This window comes from Lentisphaera araneosa HTCC2155, assembly GCF_000170755.1.
In the GTDB taxonomy this organism is placed as follows: Bacteria; Verrucomicrobiota; Lentisphaeria; order Lentisphaerales; family Lentisphaeraceae; genus Lentisphaera; species Lentisphaera araneosa.
In genome coordinates this window covers 96689-116097 of the sequence record NZ_ABCK01000004.1, presented here as the reverse complement: position 1 = coordinate 116097, position 19409 = coordinate 96689, and the positions used below count along the sequence as shown (strand labels likewise).

General features: G+C 40.5%; 16 protein-coding genes and 1 pseudogene. 9 read left to right on the top strand and 8 right to left on the bottom strand.

Translation table 11 applies throughout. The features are described 5' to 3' along the window. Positions 1-46: 46 nt before the first annotated feature. The 6 genes and pseudogenes from eutC to LNTAR_RS04910 form a co-directional block, all read right to left on the bottom strand. Complete coding sequence (eutC, locus tag LNTAR_RS04935; protein ID WP_007277538.1) at positions 47-832, bottom strand: ethanolamine ammonia-lyase subunit EutC; 786 nt, start codon at positions 830-832, stop codon at positions 47-49. Further along, positions 829-2220 carry an ethanolamine ammonia-lyase subunit EutB gene (locus LNTAR_RS04930; protein WP_007277537.1) on the bottom strand — a complete coding sequence of 464 codons (1392 nt, stop codon included), beginning with the start codon at positions 2218-2220 and terminating at the stop codon, positions 829-831. Before LNTAR_RS04930 ends, eutC begins: the two co-directional genes overlap by 4 nt. Then, a pseudogene (locus LNTAR_RS04925) lies at positions 2217-3586 on the bottom strand (aldehyde dehydrogenase family protein). Before LNTAR_RS04925 ends, LNTAR_RS04930 begins: the two are co-directional and overlap by 4 nt. Before the next feature lie 179 nt (positions 3587-3765). After that, a complete protein-coding gene (locus LNTAR_RS04920; RefSeq protein ID WP_007277534.1) occupies positions 3766-4416 on the bottom strand; it encodes an HAD family hydrolase in 651 nt (216 codons plus the stop codon). Beyond that, a complete protein-coding gene (locus LNTAR_RS04915; protein WP_007277533.1) occupies positions 4400-5638 on the bottom strand; it encodes an MFS transporter in 1239 nt (412 codons plus the stop codon). The genes LNTAR_RS04920 and LNTAR_RS04915 overlap by 17 nt, the downstream gene beginning before the upstream one ends. 352 nt (positions 5639-5990) lie before the next feature. After that, positions 5991-6506 carry a hypothetical protein gene (locus LNTAR_RS04910; RefSeq protein ID WP_007277532.1) on the bottom strand — a complete coding sequence of 172 codons (516 nt, stop codon included), beginning with the start codon at positions 6504-6506 and terminating at the stop codon, positions 5991-5993. Between the two features lie 362 nt (positions 6507-6868). Between LNTAR_RS04910 and LNTAR_RS28350 the strand changes: the two genes are divergently transcribed. Then, positions 6869-7285: a type II secretion system protein gene (locus LNTAR_RS28350; protein ID WP_007277531.1), complete on the top strand. Its 417-nt coding sequence runs from the start codon at positions 6869-6871 to the stop codon at positions 7283-7285. A 249-nt stretch (positions 7286-7534) separates the two neighbouring features. Here the strand turns inward: LNTAR_RS28350 and LNTAR_RS04900 are convergent, their stop codons facing one another. Next, the gene (locus LNTAR_RS04900) at positions 7535-8278 is read right to left on the bottom strand and encodes a TrmB family transcriptional regulator (RefSeq protein ID WP_007277530.1); all 744 of its coding nucleotides are present in this window, start codon (positions 8276-8278) and stop codon (positions 7535-7537) included. A gap of 20 nt (positions 8279-8298) precedes the next feature. Next, positions 8299-9426: a hypothetical protein gene (locus LNTAR_RS04895; RefSeq protein WP_007277529.1), complete on the bottom strand. Its 1128-nt coding sequence runs from the start codon at positions 9424-9426 to the stop codon at positions 8299-8301. Between the two features lie 235 nt (positions 9427-9661). Between LNTAR_RS04895 and LNTAR_RS04885 the strand changes: the two genes are divergently transcribed. The 8 genes from LNTAR_RS04885 to LNTAR_RS04850 are packed head-to-tail and all read left to right on the top strand — an operon-like array spanning position 9662 to position 19281. Continuing rightward, positions 9662-12400, top strand: a complete 2739-nt coding sequence (locus LNTAR_RS04885) for a LamG-like jellyroll fold domain-containing protein (protein ID WP_007277527.1) — start codon at positions 9662-9664, stop codon at positions 12398-12400. After that, on the top strand, positions 12400-13743 hold the full coding sequence (locus tag LNTAR_RS04880) for an outer membrane protein assembly factor BamB family protein (RefSeq protein WP_007277526.1): 1344 nt from the start codon (positions 12400-12402) through the stop codon (positions 13741-13743). Before LNTAR_RS04885 ends, LNTAR_RS04880 begins: the two co-directional genes overlap by 1 nt. A gap of 44 nt (positions 13744-13787) precedes the next feature. Further along, entirely contained in the window at positions 13788-15125 is a 1338-nt protein-coding gene (locus tag LNTAR_RS04875; RefSeq protein ID WP_007277525.1) for an ABC transporter permease, read from the top strand. Between the two features lie 5 nt (positions 15126-15130). Beyond that, positions 15131-15784 carry an ABC transporter ATP-binding protein gene (locus tag LNTAR_RS04870; protein WP_007277524.1) on the top strand — a complete coding sequence of 218 codons (654 nt, stop codon included), beginning with the start codon at positions 15131-15133 and terminating at the stop codon, positions 15782-15784. Positions 15785-15787: 3 nt separating this feature from the next. Next, positions 15788-17335, top strand: a complete 1548-nt coding sequence (gene modA / locus LNTAR_RS04865) for a molybdate ABC transporter substrate-binding protein (protein ID WP_007277523.1) — start codon at positions 15788-15790, stop codon at positions 17333-17335. Further along, positions 17332-18351, top strand: a complete 1020-nt coding sequence (locus tag LNTAR_RS25170) for an ABC transporter permease (protein WP_007277522.1) — start codon at positions 17332-17334, stop codon at positions 18349-18351. The genes modA and LNTAR_RS25170 overlap by 4 nt, the downstream gene beginning before the upstream one ends. After that, a complete protein-coding gene (locus LNTAR_RS04855; RefSeq protein WP_007277521.1) occupies positions 18348-19016 on the top strand; it encodes an ATP-binding cassette domain-containing protein in 669 nt (222 codons plus the stop codon). Before LNTAR_RS25170 ends, LNTAR_RS04855 begins: the two co-directional genes overlap by 4 nt. Then, the gene (locus LNTAR_RS04850) at positions 19006-19281 is read left to right on the top strand and encodes a MoaD/ThiS family protein (protein ID WP_007277520.1); all 276 of its coding nucleotides are present in this window, start codon (positions 19006-19008) and stop codon (positions 19279-19281) included. Before LNTAR_RS04855 ends, LNTAR_RS04850 begins: the two co-directional genes overlap by 11 nt. Positions 19282-19409: the final 128 nt, after the last annotated feature.

The window sequence follows — 19409 nt, the reverse complement described above, 5'->3', positions numbered from 1 at the left end:
TTTAATAGTTATACAGTTCTCAAAGGTACTTTTTAACCTATGGCTCTCAATCATTTAGTTTAGTTTTATGATCTATCAGTGTGTCTGCGCCTTCTTTGACATCGACACCCGAGACTCCCATGCAAAAGATATTTTGAATCAGCTTCTCTAATTTTTCTGCGGCTAACAAGGAGCTTAAACCACCCTGACGAATATTTGACAAGCAATTTCGTTCGGAATCATTGCGTCCCACACGTGGTTCATAAGTTATATAGATCCCCATACTATCGGCGGCACTCAAGCCTGGTCTTTCTCCGATTAAGATGATACTTAGGCGTGTTTTTAGAATTTCACCAATCTCATCCGCAATAGCCACACGTCCTTGATTGACTATAGTTAGTGGCGCACAAGTCCAATTATTATTTTCTGCCAAAGGCAGAAAATCCCTAAGAAAGGGAAGCGCATTCGTATGAATGGCACGCGATGATAAGCCATCCGCAATAAAGATTCCCAGATCATAAGTCTGAGATTTTGTACTCTGAAAATTCTTTAAATCCTCCACTGATCGCTCAGCTAATTTCCTCCCTAAATCTGGGCGCTGTAAGTAGGTACTGCGGTCGCTTGCCGCACTTTGAAGCTCAAGAAGTTCCAAACCCAAATCTTTTAATTGAGTTTTCATTTTAGCTATATCAAAGGCTAAGTGAACCGCATCTCTTGCCCGGGCATGATCTAAATCAAATTTAAGGATATCACGAGTAGAAATACTTGAGCCTGCTCGTTGCAAACCCAAGCGTGCTGCACTCAAAGCCTTTAAGGCTTGCAAAGCTTTATTGCTTTCGACTTCGTTTTTCATGAACGTATATCCTCCAAACCTTTATATAAAAAAGCGCTGTTTTTTAAAGGTAACAAATAGCCCTGCTCATCACATAAATTCATTTTAATTAACCATTGCTCAAACTCTGGCGCACGTTTAAGCCCCAAAACCTGCCTCAGGTAATTTGCATCGTGAAATGAAGTACTCTGATAATTGAGCATTATATCATCAGCACCTGGAACACCGATAATGAAATTAGTTCCCGCAAGTCCCAAGAGGCTCAAGAGATTATCCATATCATTTTGATCTGCCTCGGCATGATTCGTGTAACAAATGTCACAGCCCATTGGTAGCCCTAAGAGCTTCCCACAAAAATTATCCTCAAGTCCGGCACGTATAATTTGTTTACCATCATAGAGGTATTCGGGACCGATAAAACCCACTACGGTATTAACTAGTAAAGGTTTGAATTCACGCGCAAGTGCATAGGCTCGGGCTTCTACTGTCTGTTGATCTACACCATGATGAGCATTGGCTGACAGAGCACTGCCCTGCCCAGTTTCGAAATACATCACATTTTCACCAATGCTTCCACGTTTCAAACTTAGAGCGGCTTCGTAGGCCTCGCGCAATAAATTAATATTGATACCAAAACTCGAATTAGCTACTTCAGTCCCCGCAATTGATTGGAACACCAAATCTACAGGTCCATTTTTCTCCATTATCATCATCGCATTCGTGATGTGAGTCAATACACAGGATTGCATGGGGATCTGGTAGGCTTGGCGTAATTCATCTAATAGATTGAGTAGCATTGTCGCGGACTGAACATTATCAGTCGCTGGGTTAATGCCAATGACAGCATCCCCACTACCGTTGAGTAAACCATCTAAAACACCTGCTGCAATTGAACGTGGGTCATCTGTCGGATCATTTGGCTGAAGGCGTGTGGCCAAATGACCCTTTAAGCCAATACTAGTCCTGAAGCGACTAATGACTTCAATTTTTGAAGCAACTAAAACCAAGTCCTGGTTTCTCATTAGTTTTGAAACTGCGGCGGCCATTTCTGGAGTCAGTCCTCTAGAAACTTTCTTTAAGTCTTCCGCCCCCACTTCATACGACAAGAGCCAATCGCGAAAGCCTCCAACAGTCAGGTGACTTATAGTTTCAAAAGCAATTTCGTCATGTTGCTCCGCTATTAAGCGACTCACTTCATCTTCTTCAAAAGGAATGAGTTCTTCCTTTAAGAAAGTTTTTAAAGGTAAGTCTGCCAAAGCAAAGCGCGCCGCCATTCGTTCCTCTTCTGAACTCGCTCCCACGCCTGCTAAGTAATCCCCCGATTTAACAGCACTTGCCTTTGCCAAGAGTTCTTTTAAATCAGAAAAACAGTAAATGTGATTCGCTAAAGTGAACTTATATTGACTCAAAAGAAGCCCAGTGCTTTAGTTGAATAAGAAGTCAATATATTTTTAGTTTGTTGATAATGATCGAGCATCATTCTATGAGTTTCTCTACCAATACCTGACTTTTTATAACCACCGAAAGCCGCATGTGCTGGGTACAAATGATAACAATTGGTCCATACTCGTCCCGCTTGAATTGACGTCCGAAACGATAGGCACGATTCATATCCATTGTCCAAATACCTGCGCCTAAACCATATTCCGTATCATTGGCAATTCCCAAAGCTTCTTCTTCACTTTTAAATGTTGTTACTGAAAGAACTGGGCCAAAGATCTCGTCCTTAAAAATGCGCATGGAATTATCGCCTTTATAAAGAGTTGGTTTTATATAGAAGCCCTTGGCTAATTCATCATCCATATTGCGCTCACCTCCGATGAGGCACTGAGCCCCCTCTTCTTCCGCGACATTGGCGTAAAAGAGAATTTTATCCAACTGTTGCTGTGATGCCTGAGCACCCAACATGGTCTCTGTATCTAAGGGGTTTCCTTGAACAATTTTTCTAGCTCTAAGTATGACGCGTTGAATAAATTCATCATAAATACTTTCCTGTATTAGAATACGGGACGGACAAGTACAGACTTCGCCCTGATTAAAGAATCCTAAGAGCATACCTTCTATAGCTTTGTCAATAAAATCATCGCCATGATCCATAATGTCCTCAAAGAATATATTTGGGGATTTACCTCCCAATTCGAGAGTTATGGGGATAATATTTTCACTGGCATAAGACATAATTTGCTTGCCTACGGGGGTCGAACCCGTAAAGGCGACTTTGGCAATGCGTGAATTACTTGCTAGACTTTTTCCTGCTTCAGTACCAAAGCCATGCACCAAATTAAGGACTCCTGGGGGAATTAAATCTTCTATTAATTCAATGAGGACTGAAATCGATAAAGGCGTTTGCTCTGCAGGTTTTAGAACCACACAATTACCTGCGGCTAAAGCCGGCGCCAATTTCCACGCAGCCATCAACAAGGGGAAATTCCAAGGGATAATTTGGGCCACTACACCGATGGGTTCATGAAAATGATAAGCTACCGTATCGTGATCGATTTCCGAGATGCCGCCTTCTTGCGCTCGAATACAGCCAGCAAAATAGCGAAAATGATCGGCAGCCAAAGGGACATCTGCTGCTAGAGTTTCTCTGATGGGTTTGCCATTATCCCAAGTTTCTACGAGAGCCAACTTCTCTAGATTATCTTCTATACGATCAGCGATCTTTAGCAATATATTGGCTCTTTCGGTCACGGAACTTTGCTCCCAGGATGGGAAGGCATTATGCGCTGCGTCAAGAGCTTTCTCAACGTCTTTGTCAGATGAGCGTGCCACCTGGCAAAAAACTTCTCCATTGACGGGAGAGACATTATCAAAGTATTTTCCTTCTACTGGAGGTAAGTGCTCACCTCCGATAAAGTTTTCATATTGACTTTTGAGGCTTACAATGGAACTATCCTGTGTCGGTGCTGAATAAATCATTTTTCTACCTTTATTTGTATTAATATACTTCTTTAAATCGTACTCATTGATGAAAACTGGCTGAGGCAAGTTAAAACCAAATCGGCATGAGAAAGATCTTGGGGATTATCCTCATTTTTGAAGGCCACACAAAACATTTCCGAACTCTTAGCTGCGCTCACTCCTGCAGTGGAATCTTCAAAAACCACACAGTCTTTGGTATCTACTTTCATTTTAAGTGCTGCTTTCAAGTAACATTCTGGGTGGGGCTTACCTATTTTATAATCTTCATTCCCCAGATAAAAGTCTACCTCGTTTTTTATCTCAAGCTTATCAATAAAATGAGCTATGTGCTGGCGAGATGAACCCGAAACAATGCAAACTGGATTATCTTGAGCAAGCTCTTTGAGTAAAGACACTGAACTTGCTATAGCGGGGGTATAATTTTTTATATATTCATCAAAGTAAATTGCGCAATCTTTTTCCAATTCTTTACTCGATTCAAATAAATTGGGTTTTAATCCATCTACATCCTCAAATACACTGGTCCATGCCTTACCATAAACCATTTTACTTGATGAACTTAGATCAAGTTTAAAACCTCGAGCTCCACAGGCCTTCATGAGTGATTTCATATATAATCTCTCAGTATCAACTAAGGTTCCATCCATGTCGAAAATAAAAAGTTTAGTTTTGTCTATCAATTCGAGTTCCTTTTTTTTGAGTACAAACCGAGAGTAAAACCCCAGCGAAAATTGTTGAGAAAATTAAAAAATAAAATAGTGCTGACCAACCAAATCTTTGCGTAATCAAAGCTGGGATTACACCACCACAGACACCTCCTAATGAACCTATACCATTCACTATACCAACTGCCGATGCCGTCGCTTCTTTACCGCCAATATCCTGTGTCGCCGACGCCGAAAGAACCGAATCTCCACCAAAAAGCATAAAGCCAATAAGGGCGAGTAAAAGTACGTTGAGTAGCATGTCTGCCCCACCAAAAAGCTGATACAAGTAAAGCGCCCCTGCCATGGCCATAATGCATATCACAACAATCTTGGCACGGTTTTTACTGAAGTATTTATCTGATAGGACCCCTATTCCAATAACCCCAAAAAATCCGCCCATTTCGAACGCCACCGACACATAACCCGAATCACCTTTAGAAAAGCCTAAACGCTCGTATAAATACCAAGGAAGCCAAAAAGTGAAGCTGTAGCGCACGAACTTAATAAAGGCATAGGCAATGCCGTAAACAATCACTGTTGGATGAGTAATCATCTGCATAAATGGCGTTTTTGACTTCTCATTAATTTCCCTCGAAGGGGTCACTTCACTTGATTCAAACCCCGCTTTTTCTGGAGAATCGATCAGAAAGAAAAATACTAATGCCCCTACTGCCATAACCAAAATCCCAGGAATAATAAAGGCTGTTTGCCAACTGTAATTGACCAGCAAATAAGTTGCTGTTGCAGTGGCAATAATGGGACCTGCTGTATAACAAGTACACCAAAAACCGGTAACCTTCCCCCTACTTTCTTGATTAAACCAAGGAGTCATTGCCTTTAAATTATTAGCCCAACCCGTCGATTGAAAAAGCCCATTAAAAACCAAAGAAAAGGCAAAAATGCTATAGGCGACGCTTAGCCCCATGATAATTGAAGTAATGGCAGAGCCGAACATTCCAAAGGTTAATAATTTTCGCGGCCCCAACTTATCTCCTAAAGCTCCGGAAATAAATTGTCCTAACATATAGCTTCCCGCATAGAGGGTTTCTATTGTCCCTAATTGTACCATTGAGAAGCCGAGGTCCTCGTGAAGAGTTGACTTAACAACTGAAAAGTTTTTGCGACTCACATAGTAAAAAGCATAGGATAGCCAACTTAATGTAAAGATGCGAATTTGTAGTTTTTTGTAATTCATTAATAATCCATAATTAGTGATGTGAGTAAAATTAGTGCTTCACGTATAATCGACAAGGGTGTAAAGTGTTAGATATTTTCGACAGTAATTAATCTTACTGAAGGCTGCGATGCAAATTTTTCTTTTTATGTTCATGGAAGCCCAGTAGGCCCATGCATGAAATTAAATTTTTCATCACATAGGTCTTATTTATCGCGCCATGAACAAGGTGTGTACTGCAGTGTGTTCGTCATCAAAAGATATCGATGACTTCCTCGCCCTGATCTTTCCCTGGAGCTTCATGACTGACTTGACTCGCAATCGTAGACTTTTTCACAACTGAGGAAGGTAAATAACGATAATAAACGGTGAGCTACAGAGCGGAGAGTGTGGTCGAGTATATTTTATTATCTACATCAGACATGTCACAGCCGTGAGTTTCAACCCCTTGAATCGCTAGAGTTAACCAGTAGCCATCCGGATGCTGATTTTTCATGAGTAGGGATTGAAACTTTTTATTCCAAACTTTCCACTCTCTACCACCGCGCTGAAACATGACCTGAGTAGCATAATACATCCAGTACATAACAAAACGTGCATCACCTTTTTTATCACTCGTCCATTCTAAGAGTTTCAAATCATACTGAGCCGTAAGGTCGCCAAGCTTTTGAGCTGCGGCACTTGCTGCCGCTACTCGAGCTTTGCCTTTAAAAAGGCTCGCAATTATAATAAAAATGATATGTACAGTCGTCGAAATTATAGGACCTAATAGAGACTCCTTAAGTTTCTTTTTACGGTATTCACTCTGTATTCGAAGTAGCTCTTCATTTGGTGAAATTCCAAATTCATACGCCACTGCCTGATCGCCACATCCTTTATAGTCTATCATAAAATCTGAGTCTAATTATTTATAATTGTAAGCAAGCATACTATTAAGAACTAAAGCTAACAACGCCTAAGAATGTGGGTATATTTCAATACTTTATACTGAGGAAAGTTATTACAGCTATTCAAGTCAGATATAAAAACCAACACTAAAACTTTCTAAGTTCATTTAAATCTAACAAAAAACAACCCCACCCTCAGAACACGCAATGATGTATCAAAAAAACAAAGATAGGATCCTCCATACCCTAAAAGAAGATAAAATGGTGAAATACCCCCCATTTTTAAGAATTGTCAGATCATTAGCTTAAGCCTATTTTACTAAGGATCAACAATCATTAAAAAGCTCAAAGGAGATATGAAAACATGAAAAAATTCACCTTGTTAGAACTTTTAGCAGTCATAGCAATCATAGGCATTTTAGCATCACTTTTATTGCCAGCTTTAGGAAAAGCACGCAAAACTACCCTTAATGCGGACTGCATAAATAAACAGCGACAAAACGGCTATGCCTTAAAATGTATTTATGTCGATAACGATAATGATAATGATAATGATAACATCTACCCCCTACACAATAGTAGTCAAACACTTTGGGTCGGACAAAAAGGCACTGGTAGATACAATGCCGATAAATCTAGTATCTTAATCAAAGCACTTAATCAATACTTGGGCACTTTTCAAGAAGGCGACATAGTGGTCAGCTCTAAATGCAGTGCACCCAAAACGGATGATCCCTATCTCCTGAAAGACGGGACTGATTTCATGGCTAAGAAGTCATAATCGGAGCTCAAATCCTCTACAATATGACGACTTACAAAGCTTCGTCAAAGTGACATTTATAACCTTCAAGAATACTTACTTTTCATATAAATATTCATAAAAAAAAGACTCACATTCGTGAGCCCTATAAATCAGGATTTATTTTCGCCTAGCTATATATCGGCTCCAGACCGCTTCTCTTAAAATAAGCCGCTCGTGCCTTTTCAAAATTAAGCCTTAATCGTGAAAAGCTAAGCATAAGAAATAGTTCTAATCCTCTGCTACAGCCCAAATGATGTTCCAAACTGTTTTCATCAAAGACACCAGTTCAAAACTTTCAATAATAATACTATAACCTTCATTGAGAGATGAGATTATAAATACATGGCTATCAGTCACATATAAAGCAGCCAAATCTTCACTTATCGAACGAGGAAAGTACTTTACCCGCCGCAAATTTTTATCGTCCCCCTGCATAAAGTCTAGATCTGTTTCTTTACCGCGAATCCGAACCGCATTCGACCAAATCCCTAAAGAGACCCGCTTTTTCACAAATTTCTCTAAATAACGAGAACCAATAAGTCGAGTCATCTCTTCTACAGAACCAAAGTAATAATATTCTTTCTCTGTCACTTCCAAGAGCTTATCGTTGGCATAAACTATCCCCTCATAGCCCTCATGATACTCAATGCGGGACTTATGCATAGCTTTGTTATAGAGGCAGTTGAGTTCGGGCATAATCTCACCAATGACATCCAAAGCTTTGCGCGGCATTAAATTTAAACTCTCTGGGTGCTGAACCATAAAGACACGACGCTTGCCTTTATATGTTTGAGTCACTAAGCCCATCTTCTTTAGAGATTCTAAAATATCGTATACCGTGCAGCGATTCACTCCACTTTCATAAGAAAGTTCCATCACCGTTGATGAGCCCATTTTTAAAATGCTCAAATAGACTTCAACTTCCTTAGAGGATAAGCCCACTTCCATTAATTGCTTTTTTATTTCAATCATAACAAAGGTCCTATGAACAGTTATTTATTTTTTTTGAGCAAAAACATAGTCGATAATACCAAGACGAAAGCAAAGACTCCGATTGTGATCCACAAGGACTTAAAGGTAACTGGCTTTAAGACTTCTTGCTTTGTCACTGGTGATGTGACTTGAGGATCTAAGTCTTGACTTTCATTCGAAGTTTTAGAATCGAGTTCTTGCTTCTCCGGAGAATCATCTAACTCTAAGACACCACTTAGAGGAGGCAATATTTCACGTACCTGCATACTCCCCTCTGCAACATACTGATCCCAAGAAATATTCATCAAAAGATCCATGCCAGGGTTTTCAGATTTCACTGTACAAGAGCATCGACCACAGAGGTACTGGCACATCTCAACAACCCCTGCCTCATTTAATTTTGACTCAGGCACTCCATTAATGACTCGCCCTCGACCAAAAACGGGAAAGGCAAAAGCTTCATTGAGTCTTTCAGAGGGTGGCATTTTGGCAAATAGCATGCTCAAGAAAACTTCCTCTGCAGGATCGTCTTTGGAAATTCGGAGATAAGAAAAATCAATTTTTAAAGGTATTGATGACTTTATCATATTATCCAACTCTTTTTTGGTCGAAGCGGAGTCTATCTTTTCCTGATCATCCATCAAAATTATTTCATCGGATAAACTCAAAGCTTTTTGTGCCTTAGCAACATGAGCTCTTAATTGCTTTTCAAACTCAGCATCCCTCTCGCTATCACCCGACTCAACAATGACCCAAACAACTGAAGCTCCCGACAATAAATAGTCTGCTAACTTTTGCCTCGCAGGTGATTCGACCAAATGATTTAAGTTCTCATGATTAAAAAAACCTTCCCAAACTGCCTTAGCTTGTAACATTCCTTTATTTGGTTCATATAAGCTAAGAGAAGAAAACTGCTGATTAGATTTTTGACGAAGAATTTTTATGTTAGCTTTACTTTCGCCCAAGCTATTTAATTTATCGATAAGCTCAAGCCTTTTAGGATCTGTAGCTAGAGCTAAACCTTCATCAAATTGCAAAGTGTATTTATCCGCAGCCCAACGCTCTAGAGCAAAACGAAAAACAGGAACTTCACATGCATTCGAACTTAATACAATAAGGAAACATAGCCATATTTTTTTCATCATCATTCTTTTTTCCTAAACTTTTCTTTTTCAAACGATTATGTTTATAGCATTATTCAGACATCCGCTGAATGCAAACCCAAAAGACAAATAAAACTTCGTTAATATGTTGAAAAAAACCCACACTTTGCAAGCTTGAAGCGGTGTCTTCCAACAGCTAATATCTATATCAAATAACATTAAATAACAAATATCACCTAAGCCCTTGCTTGAATCAGCCTTATACAAACCAGGAATTTTCATGAAAATAAGCTACAAGTTTCTCACCCTCCTCCTCATTCCCTTAGCGGCTCAACTTCACTCGGAGGTAATTGAAGAGTTCTCCGTAAAGTTCAATAAAGAAATGATCAAAGGGAAAAGCATTATTTCTTCAAGCGCTAAGGAACAAGGAAAATTTGAAGAACTTCCCAATATTGATGGATATGGTTGGCAAGCTAGTGGGAATGTACTGAGTTTCCCGAAAATAACTCTTGAACGACTACCTAGGGAGAAAGTCAGTGCTCAAGCCATTGTCTCTTTAAAAGAAGGGACAAAGTGGGGTTCCATCATTGGCCATTTCCAAGATAACGGAAGTTACGAAAAAGGTTGGTTACTGGGTTATAACGAAGGCAACTTCAACTTTGCCGTGGCGACTTCAGGGCGACTCAGCTATGTACAAAGTAGTGAGAAGTTTAAGAAAAACACTCTTTATCATGTAGCGGGTGTCTATGATGGAAAAGAAATTAAAATCTATATCAATGGTAAGCTCACTGGTCGCAGAGACCTATCGGGTAGCATTCTCTATGCTGATTTTGGTGAGCTCATTGTAGGTGCTTATAAAGACAAAGATGAAAGAACTCCTCTAAATGGCTTAATGATCAGTGCTGGTTTTCAAAATAAAGCTTTAAATCAATCACAAATCCAGTCCCTTTCAGACGCATCTATCAAGGCTCTCCCCAAGGAACTTCCGTTTGACAGAACGCCCATTTTACAATTCCTTTCACCAAGTAGTGCCGAACTTAACTTCCACCTTTTTGAGCCAATGAATTGTCATGTCGAACTTTACCATCACTCCGGAACTAAGGAAATATATAAAGGCTCAAGCTCTAAGCAACAAAAATTCATTTTAAAAAACTTGAATAAAGGCTACAAATACAAATATAAAATCATTGCTAGCAACAAATCTGGCCAAGAGTTCAAAAACCCTTTATTCGAATTGGAGAGCAATGTTAATTACGCCCCTATTCCCCTAGAAACGAAAAGTTCTCTTGCACTTCAATCAGCTCAAGAAATCCTTAAGCTCAGTAAAAACTCCCATGGTCACCTAGCCATTTTTGGAAAAACCTCTGAGTCATTACTGCTGGCTCTTGCGGCGCAAAGCAAGATGCAGATCTCTTATTTCCACGATAATGATGCTCTAGTCAACAAACTGCGTCTCTCACTATACAAGAATAAACTTTATGGCTCACGTATAAACGCCTATTATTATAAAGACTTAAAAAACTTAAGTTTAAGCCAAAACATTTTCAACACCCTTTTACTGAGCGGCGTAAAATCATCCACCATTGAAAAGCTTGTGAAACATGTGAAACCATCTGGAGTCCTTATAAGCACGAGTAAAATCCCCCCTCATGCCGATTTCAAAACTATTGCCCATAAAAAGTTTTCAATTGCCAAGAAAATGGAACTTAAGGGCCAAGGGCAATGGCTTTCGCAATATGGATCAGGAAACAACAGTACATACTCTGGGGAAAGCTTAAATAATATGAGTAGTAGTGAAAACCTGAAACTGCAATGGATCGGACGACCTGGTGGCGATTTCGGAATTGATCGCAACCCGAGAATGCCCGCCCCCCTATCTGCCAATGGCCGACTATTCCACCAAGGCATGAATCGCATGGCCGCACTTGATGCCCATAACGGAAGTATTTTATGGACCCTAGAAATCCCCAAACTCCGTCGTGTCAACATCCCTCGCGATGCGTCAAACTGGTGTACGGATGGCGAAATCGTATACACCGCTATCAATGATCATATCTTATTAATTAATGCCAAAGATGGCAAGGTCATCAATCACTATAGCCTTGAGATGAAAGAGCGTATGAAGAACTACGAATGGGGCTTCATCGGTCAAGATAAAGATCGAATTTATGGCTCCTCTGTACGTCCTGAATCCATTTACAAAGAGTATTACGGCAACAATCAATGGTATGATAATCTCAATGATAAAAGCACTGGTAAAGTATGCAGTGAAAGCTTCTTTGCTTTAAGTAAAAAAGGAGAAAGGCTATGGACCTACAAGTTGGGTCTCATTATTAACACGAGTATCTGCTACCAAAATGAACTCATTTATTTTGTCGAGACTCGAAACCCTGAAGTCCTTCAGCTCGAAGATTCCAGAATTACTGAAGAACAACTTTGGAACAATCAATTCCTCGTTTGTCTCAACGCCAAAAGTGGTAAAGTTGTCTGGGAGAAGGACATTGACACCGTTGATGGAGATATTGTTTTTTACATGCAAAGCACAGATAAAAGTCTACTCATTAGTTTAAGTAACAGCAAAAATAAAAAGTATTATATCTATAATTTTGACATTAAAAACGGCAAGCCAGTATGGGAGGTGAATCACAATTGGCCAAGTAGTCACCATTCCGGTCATATGCTCCACCCCGTTATTGTCGATAATACTATTTACCAAGAGCCCATGGCCTATAATATCATTTCTGGTAAACAAATCCGCAAAGGAATCGGCAAACGAGAAGGCTGCCACAATTATGTGGGAATCAAACAGGGCCTTGTCTTTCGGGGCACTAGCCGCCAGATCTCTATATGGTCAAAAGAAACAGGTAAAACAAGTACCTGGTCTAGACTCAGACCGAGTTGCTGGTTAAGCATGATTCCGGCTTCTGGCATGCTTTTAGTACCGGAAGGTGGTGCTGGCTGCTCTTGCGGTGGATGGATTGAAACATCTTTGGGCTTTAGCCCTTGGGAGACAAAATAATGAAACTTTTATTCACCTTACTCTGCATCAGTAGCTTCATTCAAGCAAAAGACTGGCCTACCTACAAACACGATTATAGACGAAGTGGCGTGAGCTCCGACATAATATCCTCTCAACTCAAACCCATGTGGAAACGACTTTCAGAAACACGCCCACAAACAGCTTGGAGTGCTCCGGCAAAATGGGATGCCTGGGCGGCAAACACAGGGCTTCAATCACTACGTAATTTTGATCCCGCTTTTTTTGTCACGGGTCAAAATGGTAAAGTTTACTTTTCATCTTCCATTGATAATGCCGTACACTGCCTCGACCTTAAAACGGGAATAGAAGATTGGCTTTTCTTCACCAATGCCCCTGTTCGCTTCCCCCCTACTATTAGTCAAAACAAACTTTATTTTGGTTCTGATGATGGTTTTGTCTACTGCATCAATCTAAAGGGTGAACTGCTGTGGAAATATGCGGCTGTCAACAATGGACGTACCATCCCCAGCAATGGCAAATTCATCTCCATGTGGCCTTGCCGTACGGGAGTCATTGTGGAAAATGGCAAAGCATATTTTGCGAATTCCTTAGTCCCTTGGGAGACCTCTTATATATGCTGTGTAAACGCCGAAGATGGCTCTGAAATTTATAAAACAGAATATAGCAAGGCCACCCTCGAGGGCGCTATATTATCAGCCTCAGATCAACTCATCATCCCCCAGGGGAGAGCCTCCGCCCTTCTATTTAAACAAAATACGGGTCAACGCAATGGCTCCTTGGGAAATGCAGGTTCCACTTTCCTACTCGTGAGTGAAGATGACATGTTAATTTCTGGGCCCAGAAACCAAAAAAACAAAAATGATGTCGTGCTGATGACCAATACAAAGTCAAAAACCAATATGGTGACCTTAGATGGCACTGACCGCATGATCATTGATAAAGAAAAAGCCTTTTATCACAAGAATGGGCAACTGCATTGCATCAACCGAATAAACTATTCAAAACACACCATGCAGCGAGATAAATTAATCAAAGAAAAGAATTCATTTACGGCTAAAAAGCGCAAGCCTACTGCCGAAGATTTAGTACGCACAAAGGAAATTGATAAAGAACTTGTTGTCATTAATAAGAATATTCAGTCGACTACCCTCTGGAAAGTCGATGCAGAAACACCCATTTCATGGATTAAGGCCGGAGACTCCTTAATCGGTGGCAGTGATAACGCCGTCTTGATTATGGATGCACACAATGGGAAGCTCAAACAAAAACTACAAGTCAATGGTAGAGCTTACGGTTTAGCCATTATTGATCAGTCCTTGGTGGTTAGTACTGATGCAGGTCATATCTACTGCTTTAAATAAGCCCCTGTATCATGTCTTGTTTTAAAATCATTATTAGGGAAGTCATGTATCGTAAACTTGCCTTCCTAAGCTCAACTTTGCTCATGGCAACAGGATTATTCAGTCTGTTAATCAGTATCATTTCTTTAAGAAGCTTTGATAGCGAGACCAATTCGACACTGAGAATCAATGAAGAAACTTGGTACCAAACTAACAAAAAGCACCAAGAGGAAACTCAAGCCATCATTACAAAGCTCGAGGATCAAATACGCAAAAACATGAAAGGCTTGGGCTTTAACATTTTCATTTTTCCCGAAGGGCAAAACTTAGCTGATGTTCACGACCGTGGCTTCGCTAGTAAAACCATGCCTGAAAATTATGTGAATAAGTTAGCGCAAACAAAAAGCTTGGCCAAAATCAACCACCTACTGCCACGCCTGGTCAGAAAAATTGATTGGACTGAGCAAAAAAGAAATATCATTGTCATTGGTACACGTGGCGAAGTTCCCATTGCCCATCGCGGTTTAGTCACTGATGACAAGGGTAGGATCAAAGGAGCCTTGCTCGACCCAGTCACAAGTGGCGAAATTGTTTTAGGATACGAACTTCATCGACAGATCGGATTAAAAGTCAATTCAAAGATTAAGTTACAAGGGAAGGAGTTCACCATTGTAAAATGCCATGAGCAACGTGGATCAAAAGATGATATTTCTGTCTGGATCAACCTCAAAGATTGCCAAGAGCTCTTCAATCTCGAAGGTAGAATCAGTTCCATTCTCGCTCTGAACTGCAATTGTGCAAGCCTCGACCGTCTCGGTGAAGTACGGGCGGAAGTTCAAGCTATTTTACCTGGCACCAAGGTCATAGAAAAACAAAGTTCTGCATTGGCTCGAGCCGAAGCGCGCGTCAATGCCGCCAAGGCCCGTCAGGAACAATTAAGTTTATTAAAAGTGCAAGCAAGCGATGAGCTTAAGGGAATAAAAAACCAACGCCAAGTTTTACGTTCAGGCCTTAGAAAAAATTCTCTTATCATTATGAGTTCCTCGCTTTCTTTAGCTATTTTAACTATCCTTATCCTATCTATGCACAACCTTAGGGAACGGAGAAATGAGCTGGGAATTTACTCAGCCAACGGCTTTTCAAAGAGCAAGGTTTTTCTCATCTTCCTCAGTCGAAGTTGCCTATCAGGCCTTTTAGCCTCCTGCCTTTGCCTCTTCTTAGTCCTGAGCTGTTTCAACACTCCTTTCGATCCTGTACTCAATAGCCAGCATCCCCCGGTTTTATTCTTCCAAGAAATACTGTCTGTTTTTATCTTTGGTCCTCTTATCGCTTTAGTGGCCGCATTTCCGGCTAGTGCCAAAGCATTATCCACTGACCCCGCCACACTCTTAAAACAGGATTAATTATTATGATTGAAATCAAACAAATAAGTAAATCCTATGATGGGCAAAGTTCTTCAGTAAAGGCCGTTAAAGAGCTCAACCTCCATGCTCAATCTGGTGATTTTCTTTCTATCCACGGCCCTAGTGGTTGTGGCAAATCGACTTTGCTCATGATGGGTGCTGGCCTACTCACTCCCGATAGTGGTGAAGTCATCATCCAAAATCAAAACCTCTACGAAATGAACTCTGGTCAACGGACCCGCTTCCGAGCACTGCACTTAAACTTCATTTTCCAACAATTTCATTTAGTTCCCTATCTCAATATTTTAGAGAACATCACCCTACCTTCAGCTAATATTCAGATACCCAATATCAAGGCAAAGGCACTCAAACTCATTGATAGCTTTCAACTCAGCCATCGCCTCAAACATAAACCGTCTCAGCTCAGTGTTGGCGAGCAACAACGCGTCGCTGCAGCACGAGCTCTAGTGACTTCTCCATCACTTATTTTTGCAGATGAACCCACGGGCAATCTCGATGATGAAAACACCAAAATCCTTATGGATAACCTCAGTCAATTTTGTCAATCTGGCGGGGCGGTTCTCATGGTTACCCACGACCAGAGAATTCACTCATATAGTAATAAACAATACTCAATGAAAAACGGAGAACTCGTATAAGTTATGGCTAAAAAAATCAACACAGATAAAAATTTATTTCAACATTCTCAACAACATGGCTTACGAAACTTTTTCATCTCGGTAATCGTGGTCTTTGTTCTTGGTCTCGCCATTTTTAAAATGAATGATGAGAACACGGTTTCTCAAGATGATGAATTACTCGTTTACTGCGCAGCAGGGATACGAATGCCCATCAAAGAAATATGTCAAAACTATGAAAATGAGACCGGAGTGAAAGTTCAGATCGAGTATGGCTCTAGCGGGGAGCTAGAGAGTAAAATCCAACAAGATGCCCAATTCAACAAAAGCAGAACTGACCTCTACATCCCTGCTGACAATTCATTTACCGACAGGACTTTAGCCAAAAAACTAAGTGCTGAGCAGCTCCCCCTCGCGAGTTTTCGTCTCGTTCTTGCCCTTAAAAAAGATGACCCTATAAAGATCAATTCTTTTGATGATTTATTCAAAAAAAACATCAAGCTAGCTATTTGCAATGAACGCGCTGGAGCCGGAAAAAAAACGAAAGACACCCTCATGCCCCACGAGCTATGGGATAAGCTCAAAGCTAATGCCAAAGTTATTCATTCAAAAGTTACTGAATGCGCTGCCTCAATAAAAAGTTCCCAGGATATTCGTGCTGGCATTATATGGGATACCACCGCTAAACAATTTGATCTAAGAATCATTGACTTAGAGGAATTAAATAATTCACGCGCCGAGATTTCAGTAAATTTAATTAGTAATAATGCCAAACCCTCCACTGCCTTACACCTAGCTCGTTACCTATCTGCACCTGAGTCAGCACATATTTTCGAAAAGTATGCTTTCACTCCTAATTCGGGTGATTCATGGGCCAGTCAGCCGGCCCTGAACCTATATTGTGGAGGCGTTAATAAAAATGCCGTCAGTAAAACCATTAAAGAATTTGAAGAACGAGAGGGCGTAAAGATCAGTACTTCATATGCTGGTTGCGGCACCTTAGTCGCCTCTATCAAAGCCGACTCCCTGCAAGGGCCAGATGGGTTCATGACTTGTGATGCGAGCTATTACGACAAAGTCAAAAATGATTTCATCGCAGCCAAAGATGTTTCTTCCACAGAGATTGTCATCCTCGTTCGAAAAGGCAATCCAAAAAACATTAAAGCTTTAAGTGACCTACAAAATGAAGGGATAAAATTTGGCACCACTAATCCCAAAAAAAGTACTCTTGGCTACCTCAGCTGGAAAATGCTTAGAGAACTAAAAATAGAAGAACAAGCTAAACAAAATGCTATTGTCACGACTCCCACAGCACACGAGTTATTAACCGCATTTTCTGCCCACGACAAATTGGATGCTGCACTAGTTTATACCGCCAACTGTGCCCTACTCAACCAAGAATATGAGCTTATCCCCATTCAACATCCTTTAGCAACTGCAATACAAAATATTAGCATAAATAAAAAATCAAAATACCCCCTTCTCATGGGACGCTTAATAAGAACATTAAAGTCCGATAAGTCACGTCAGCGCTTTCTCAAAGCGGGCTTTCAATGGCAGGGTGAGCTTTGATCAATAAGCAACAAGTTGATAAAGTATTTAGGCTCAGTTTATGGACGATAAGTACTTTTTATTTTCTCATGCTTATCTTATTTATTGCTGCAGATTTCCTCTACCTTGTGAAAGAACCTCAAGGAAAAGCTGGCTTGATCAGTCGCCATGGAGGAAAGGTCACACTCAACTGGCTACATGGGGGAGATAATTCCATAGGTATCGAAAGCGAGGATAATCAAGAAACTTTTTTTATTGAGCGAAATCCTGAATCCCTACATTATGAAACAGTCATTGTTGAAGATGGCGACATGATAAGAAAGGGTGAGAGGTTGACGATGGCGGAACTTAGTGGAACCGACGCCTTTCTCAACATTTTTTATTCCCCGGAGATTCGCTATTCACTCATTTTGAGTCTCCTGAGCTGCTCGCTATCTTCTATCCTTTCTATTTGGGTTGCCATTCCCATTGCTTACATCATGTCGCACCATAAGTTCCCCGCTAAAAAGTTTGTTGATGCAGTCCTGGACATCCCCATTATCCTTCCGCCTTTGGTTATTGGTATCAGTCTATTAGCACTCTTTAATTTAGCGCCCTTCTCCTGGGTCAGTCAATGGATTGTTTTCGAGATCCCAGCCGTCATAATTGCTCAATTTACTGTAGCCTGCGCCTTTGCGGTCAGAACATTACGTGTCACATTTGAACGCATTCCAACTCGTTTTGAAAATGTCGCACTCACTCTAGGCTGTAATCGAACTCAAGCTTTTTTTCTCGTCATTTTACCCCAAGCTCGCTATGGTATAATCACCGCACTCACTTTAGCCTGGGCTAGGTCACTTGGAGAATTTGGCCCTATTCTCGTCTTTGCTGGTTCCACCTCATTTCGTACAGAAGTACTGCCCACTTCTGTCTTTCTCGAGCTCCAATCAGGTAGTTTAAAAGGGACTTTGGTCATCTCGCTAATGATGATTTTCTTATCCATTATTATATTGATCATTACACGCCTATTTGCTTCCGGGGAGAGTATTCGCAAATGATTAAAATGGAAGCAATACATATCCAACAAGGTGACTTTTCATTAGAGGACATCAACCTCACCATTCCATCACAAGCCTATGCGGTTCTGATGGGGGGCAGTGGAACGGGAAAAACATCTTTAATGGAAGCGCTTTGCGGACTGCGCAAAATAAGTTCAGGGGCCATTTTCATCAATGACAAAAATATAAGCCACATGGATCCCTGGGATCGAAAAATTGGCTATGTCCCCCAAGATGGGGCACTTTTTCCCCACTTAAGTGCTGGTGAACAAATTGCTTTTCCCCTCACCATTAAAAAAACACTTCGCAATGAAATCAATAAAACTGTTACTGAACTTGCCGAACTAATGGAAATCACTTCAGTCCTCAACTCTTATCCCAATACTTTAAGTGGTGGAGAGAAGCAACGCGTTGCCTTAGCTCGAGCTCTAGCTATGGGACCCGAAGTTTTATGTTTTGATGAACCCTTATCAGCTTTAGATGAAGAACTTCATGATGAAATCAGCCAGCTTCTTGCCAAATTAGTTAAGTTAAAAAAACTAACTGTCTTACACATCACTCATAGTATGCGAGAAGCGCAAAGTTTGGGCTCAATCATTTTTAAATTATCAAAAGGGAGAATTATTAATATCCCTAAGGAGAGTCATAAATCATATGAATTATAAAATTAAGTTATGGGGCCAGCTCAAGCAAAAAGCTGGGAAAGAATTTATTCATATGGAATCCATTGAAGAACTCAATATACAAGATATCGTCCTCCGTATATGTGAAATGGAGCCATCTCTCAGTGAAGTCCTTCTCAAGTCGTCCAGCTCTATCCATCCCTCGATATTAATTTTTGTGAATGATAATCAGTATGAACATGACAAGCAAAGCCCTATCAAGAAATCGGACCCGATCACTTTCATGAGCCCTATTGCTGGTGGCTAAGAAAGCTATGTTTTTTTAATTTTATTCCGACCATTAAATAATAACAAAGTAAAGCTTATAATCTTTATACTTGTTGAGATTTTCTTTCTTAAACTTAGTTAATAAGTAAATCAAAACTCAGCTTATTT

Bases quoted from the DNA above. Each gene is read 5' to 3' on its own strand.
- LNTAR_RS04855 (WP_007277521.1), top strand. From the start codon at position 18,348: ATGATTAAAATGGAAGCAATACATATCCAACAAGGTGACTTTTCATTA.
- LNTAR_RS04850 (WP_007277520.1), top strand. From the start codon at position 19,006: ATGAATTATAAAATTAAGTTATGGGGCCAGCTCAAGCAAAAAGCTGGG.
- LNTAR_RS04910 (WP_007277532.1), bottom strand. From the start codon at position 6,506: ATGATAGACTATAAAGGATGTGGCGATCAGGCAGTGGCGTATGAATTT.
- LNTAR_RS04900 (WP_007277530.1), bottom strand. From the start codon at position 8,278: ATGATTGAAATAAAAAAGCAATTAATGGAAGTGGGCTTATCCTCTAAG.
- eutC (WP_007277538.1), bottom strand. From the start codon at position 832: ATGAAAAACGAAGTCGAAAGCAATAAAGCTTTGCAAGCCTTAAAGGCT.
- LNTAR_RS04875 (WP_007277525.1), top strand. From the start codon at position 13,788: ATGTATCGTAAACTTGCCTTCCTAAGCTCAACTTTGCTCATGGCAACA.
- LNTAR_RS28350 (WP_007277531.1), top strand. From the start codon at position 6,869: ATGAAAAAATTCACCTTGTTAGAACTTTTAGCAGTCATAGCAATCATA.
- modA (WP_007277523.1), top strand. From the start codon at position 15,788: ATGGCTAAAAAAATCAACACAGATAAAAATTTATTTCAACATTCTCAA.
- LNTAR_RS04885 (WP_007277527.1), top strand. From the start codon at position 9,662: ATGAAAATAAGCTACAAGTTTCTCACCCTCCTCCTCATTCCCTTAGCG.
- LNTAR_RS04870 (WP_007277524.1), top strand. From the start codon at position 15,131: ATGATTGAAATCAAACAAATAAGTAAATCCTATGATGGGCAAAGTTCT.
- LNTAR_RS04895 (WP_007277529.1), bottom strand. From the start codon at position 9,426: ATGATGATGAAAAAAATATGGCTATGTTTCCTTATTGTATTAAGTTCG.
- LNTAR_RS04880 (WP_007277526.1), top strand. From the start codon at position 12,400: ATGAAACTTTTATTCACCTTACTCTGCATCAGTAGCTTCATTCAAGCA.
- LNTAR_RS04915 (WP_007277533.1), bottom strand. From the start codon at position 5,638: ATGAATTACAAAAAACTACAAATTCGCATCTTTACATTAAGTTGGCTA.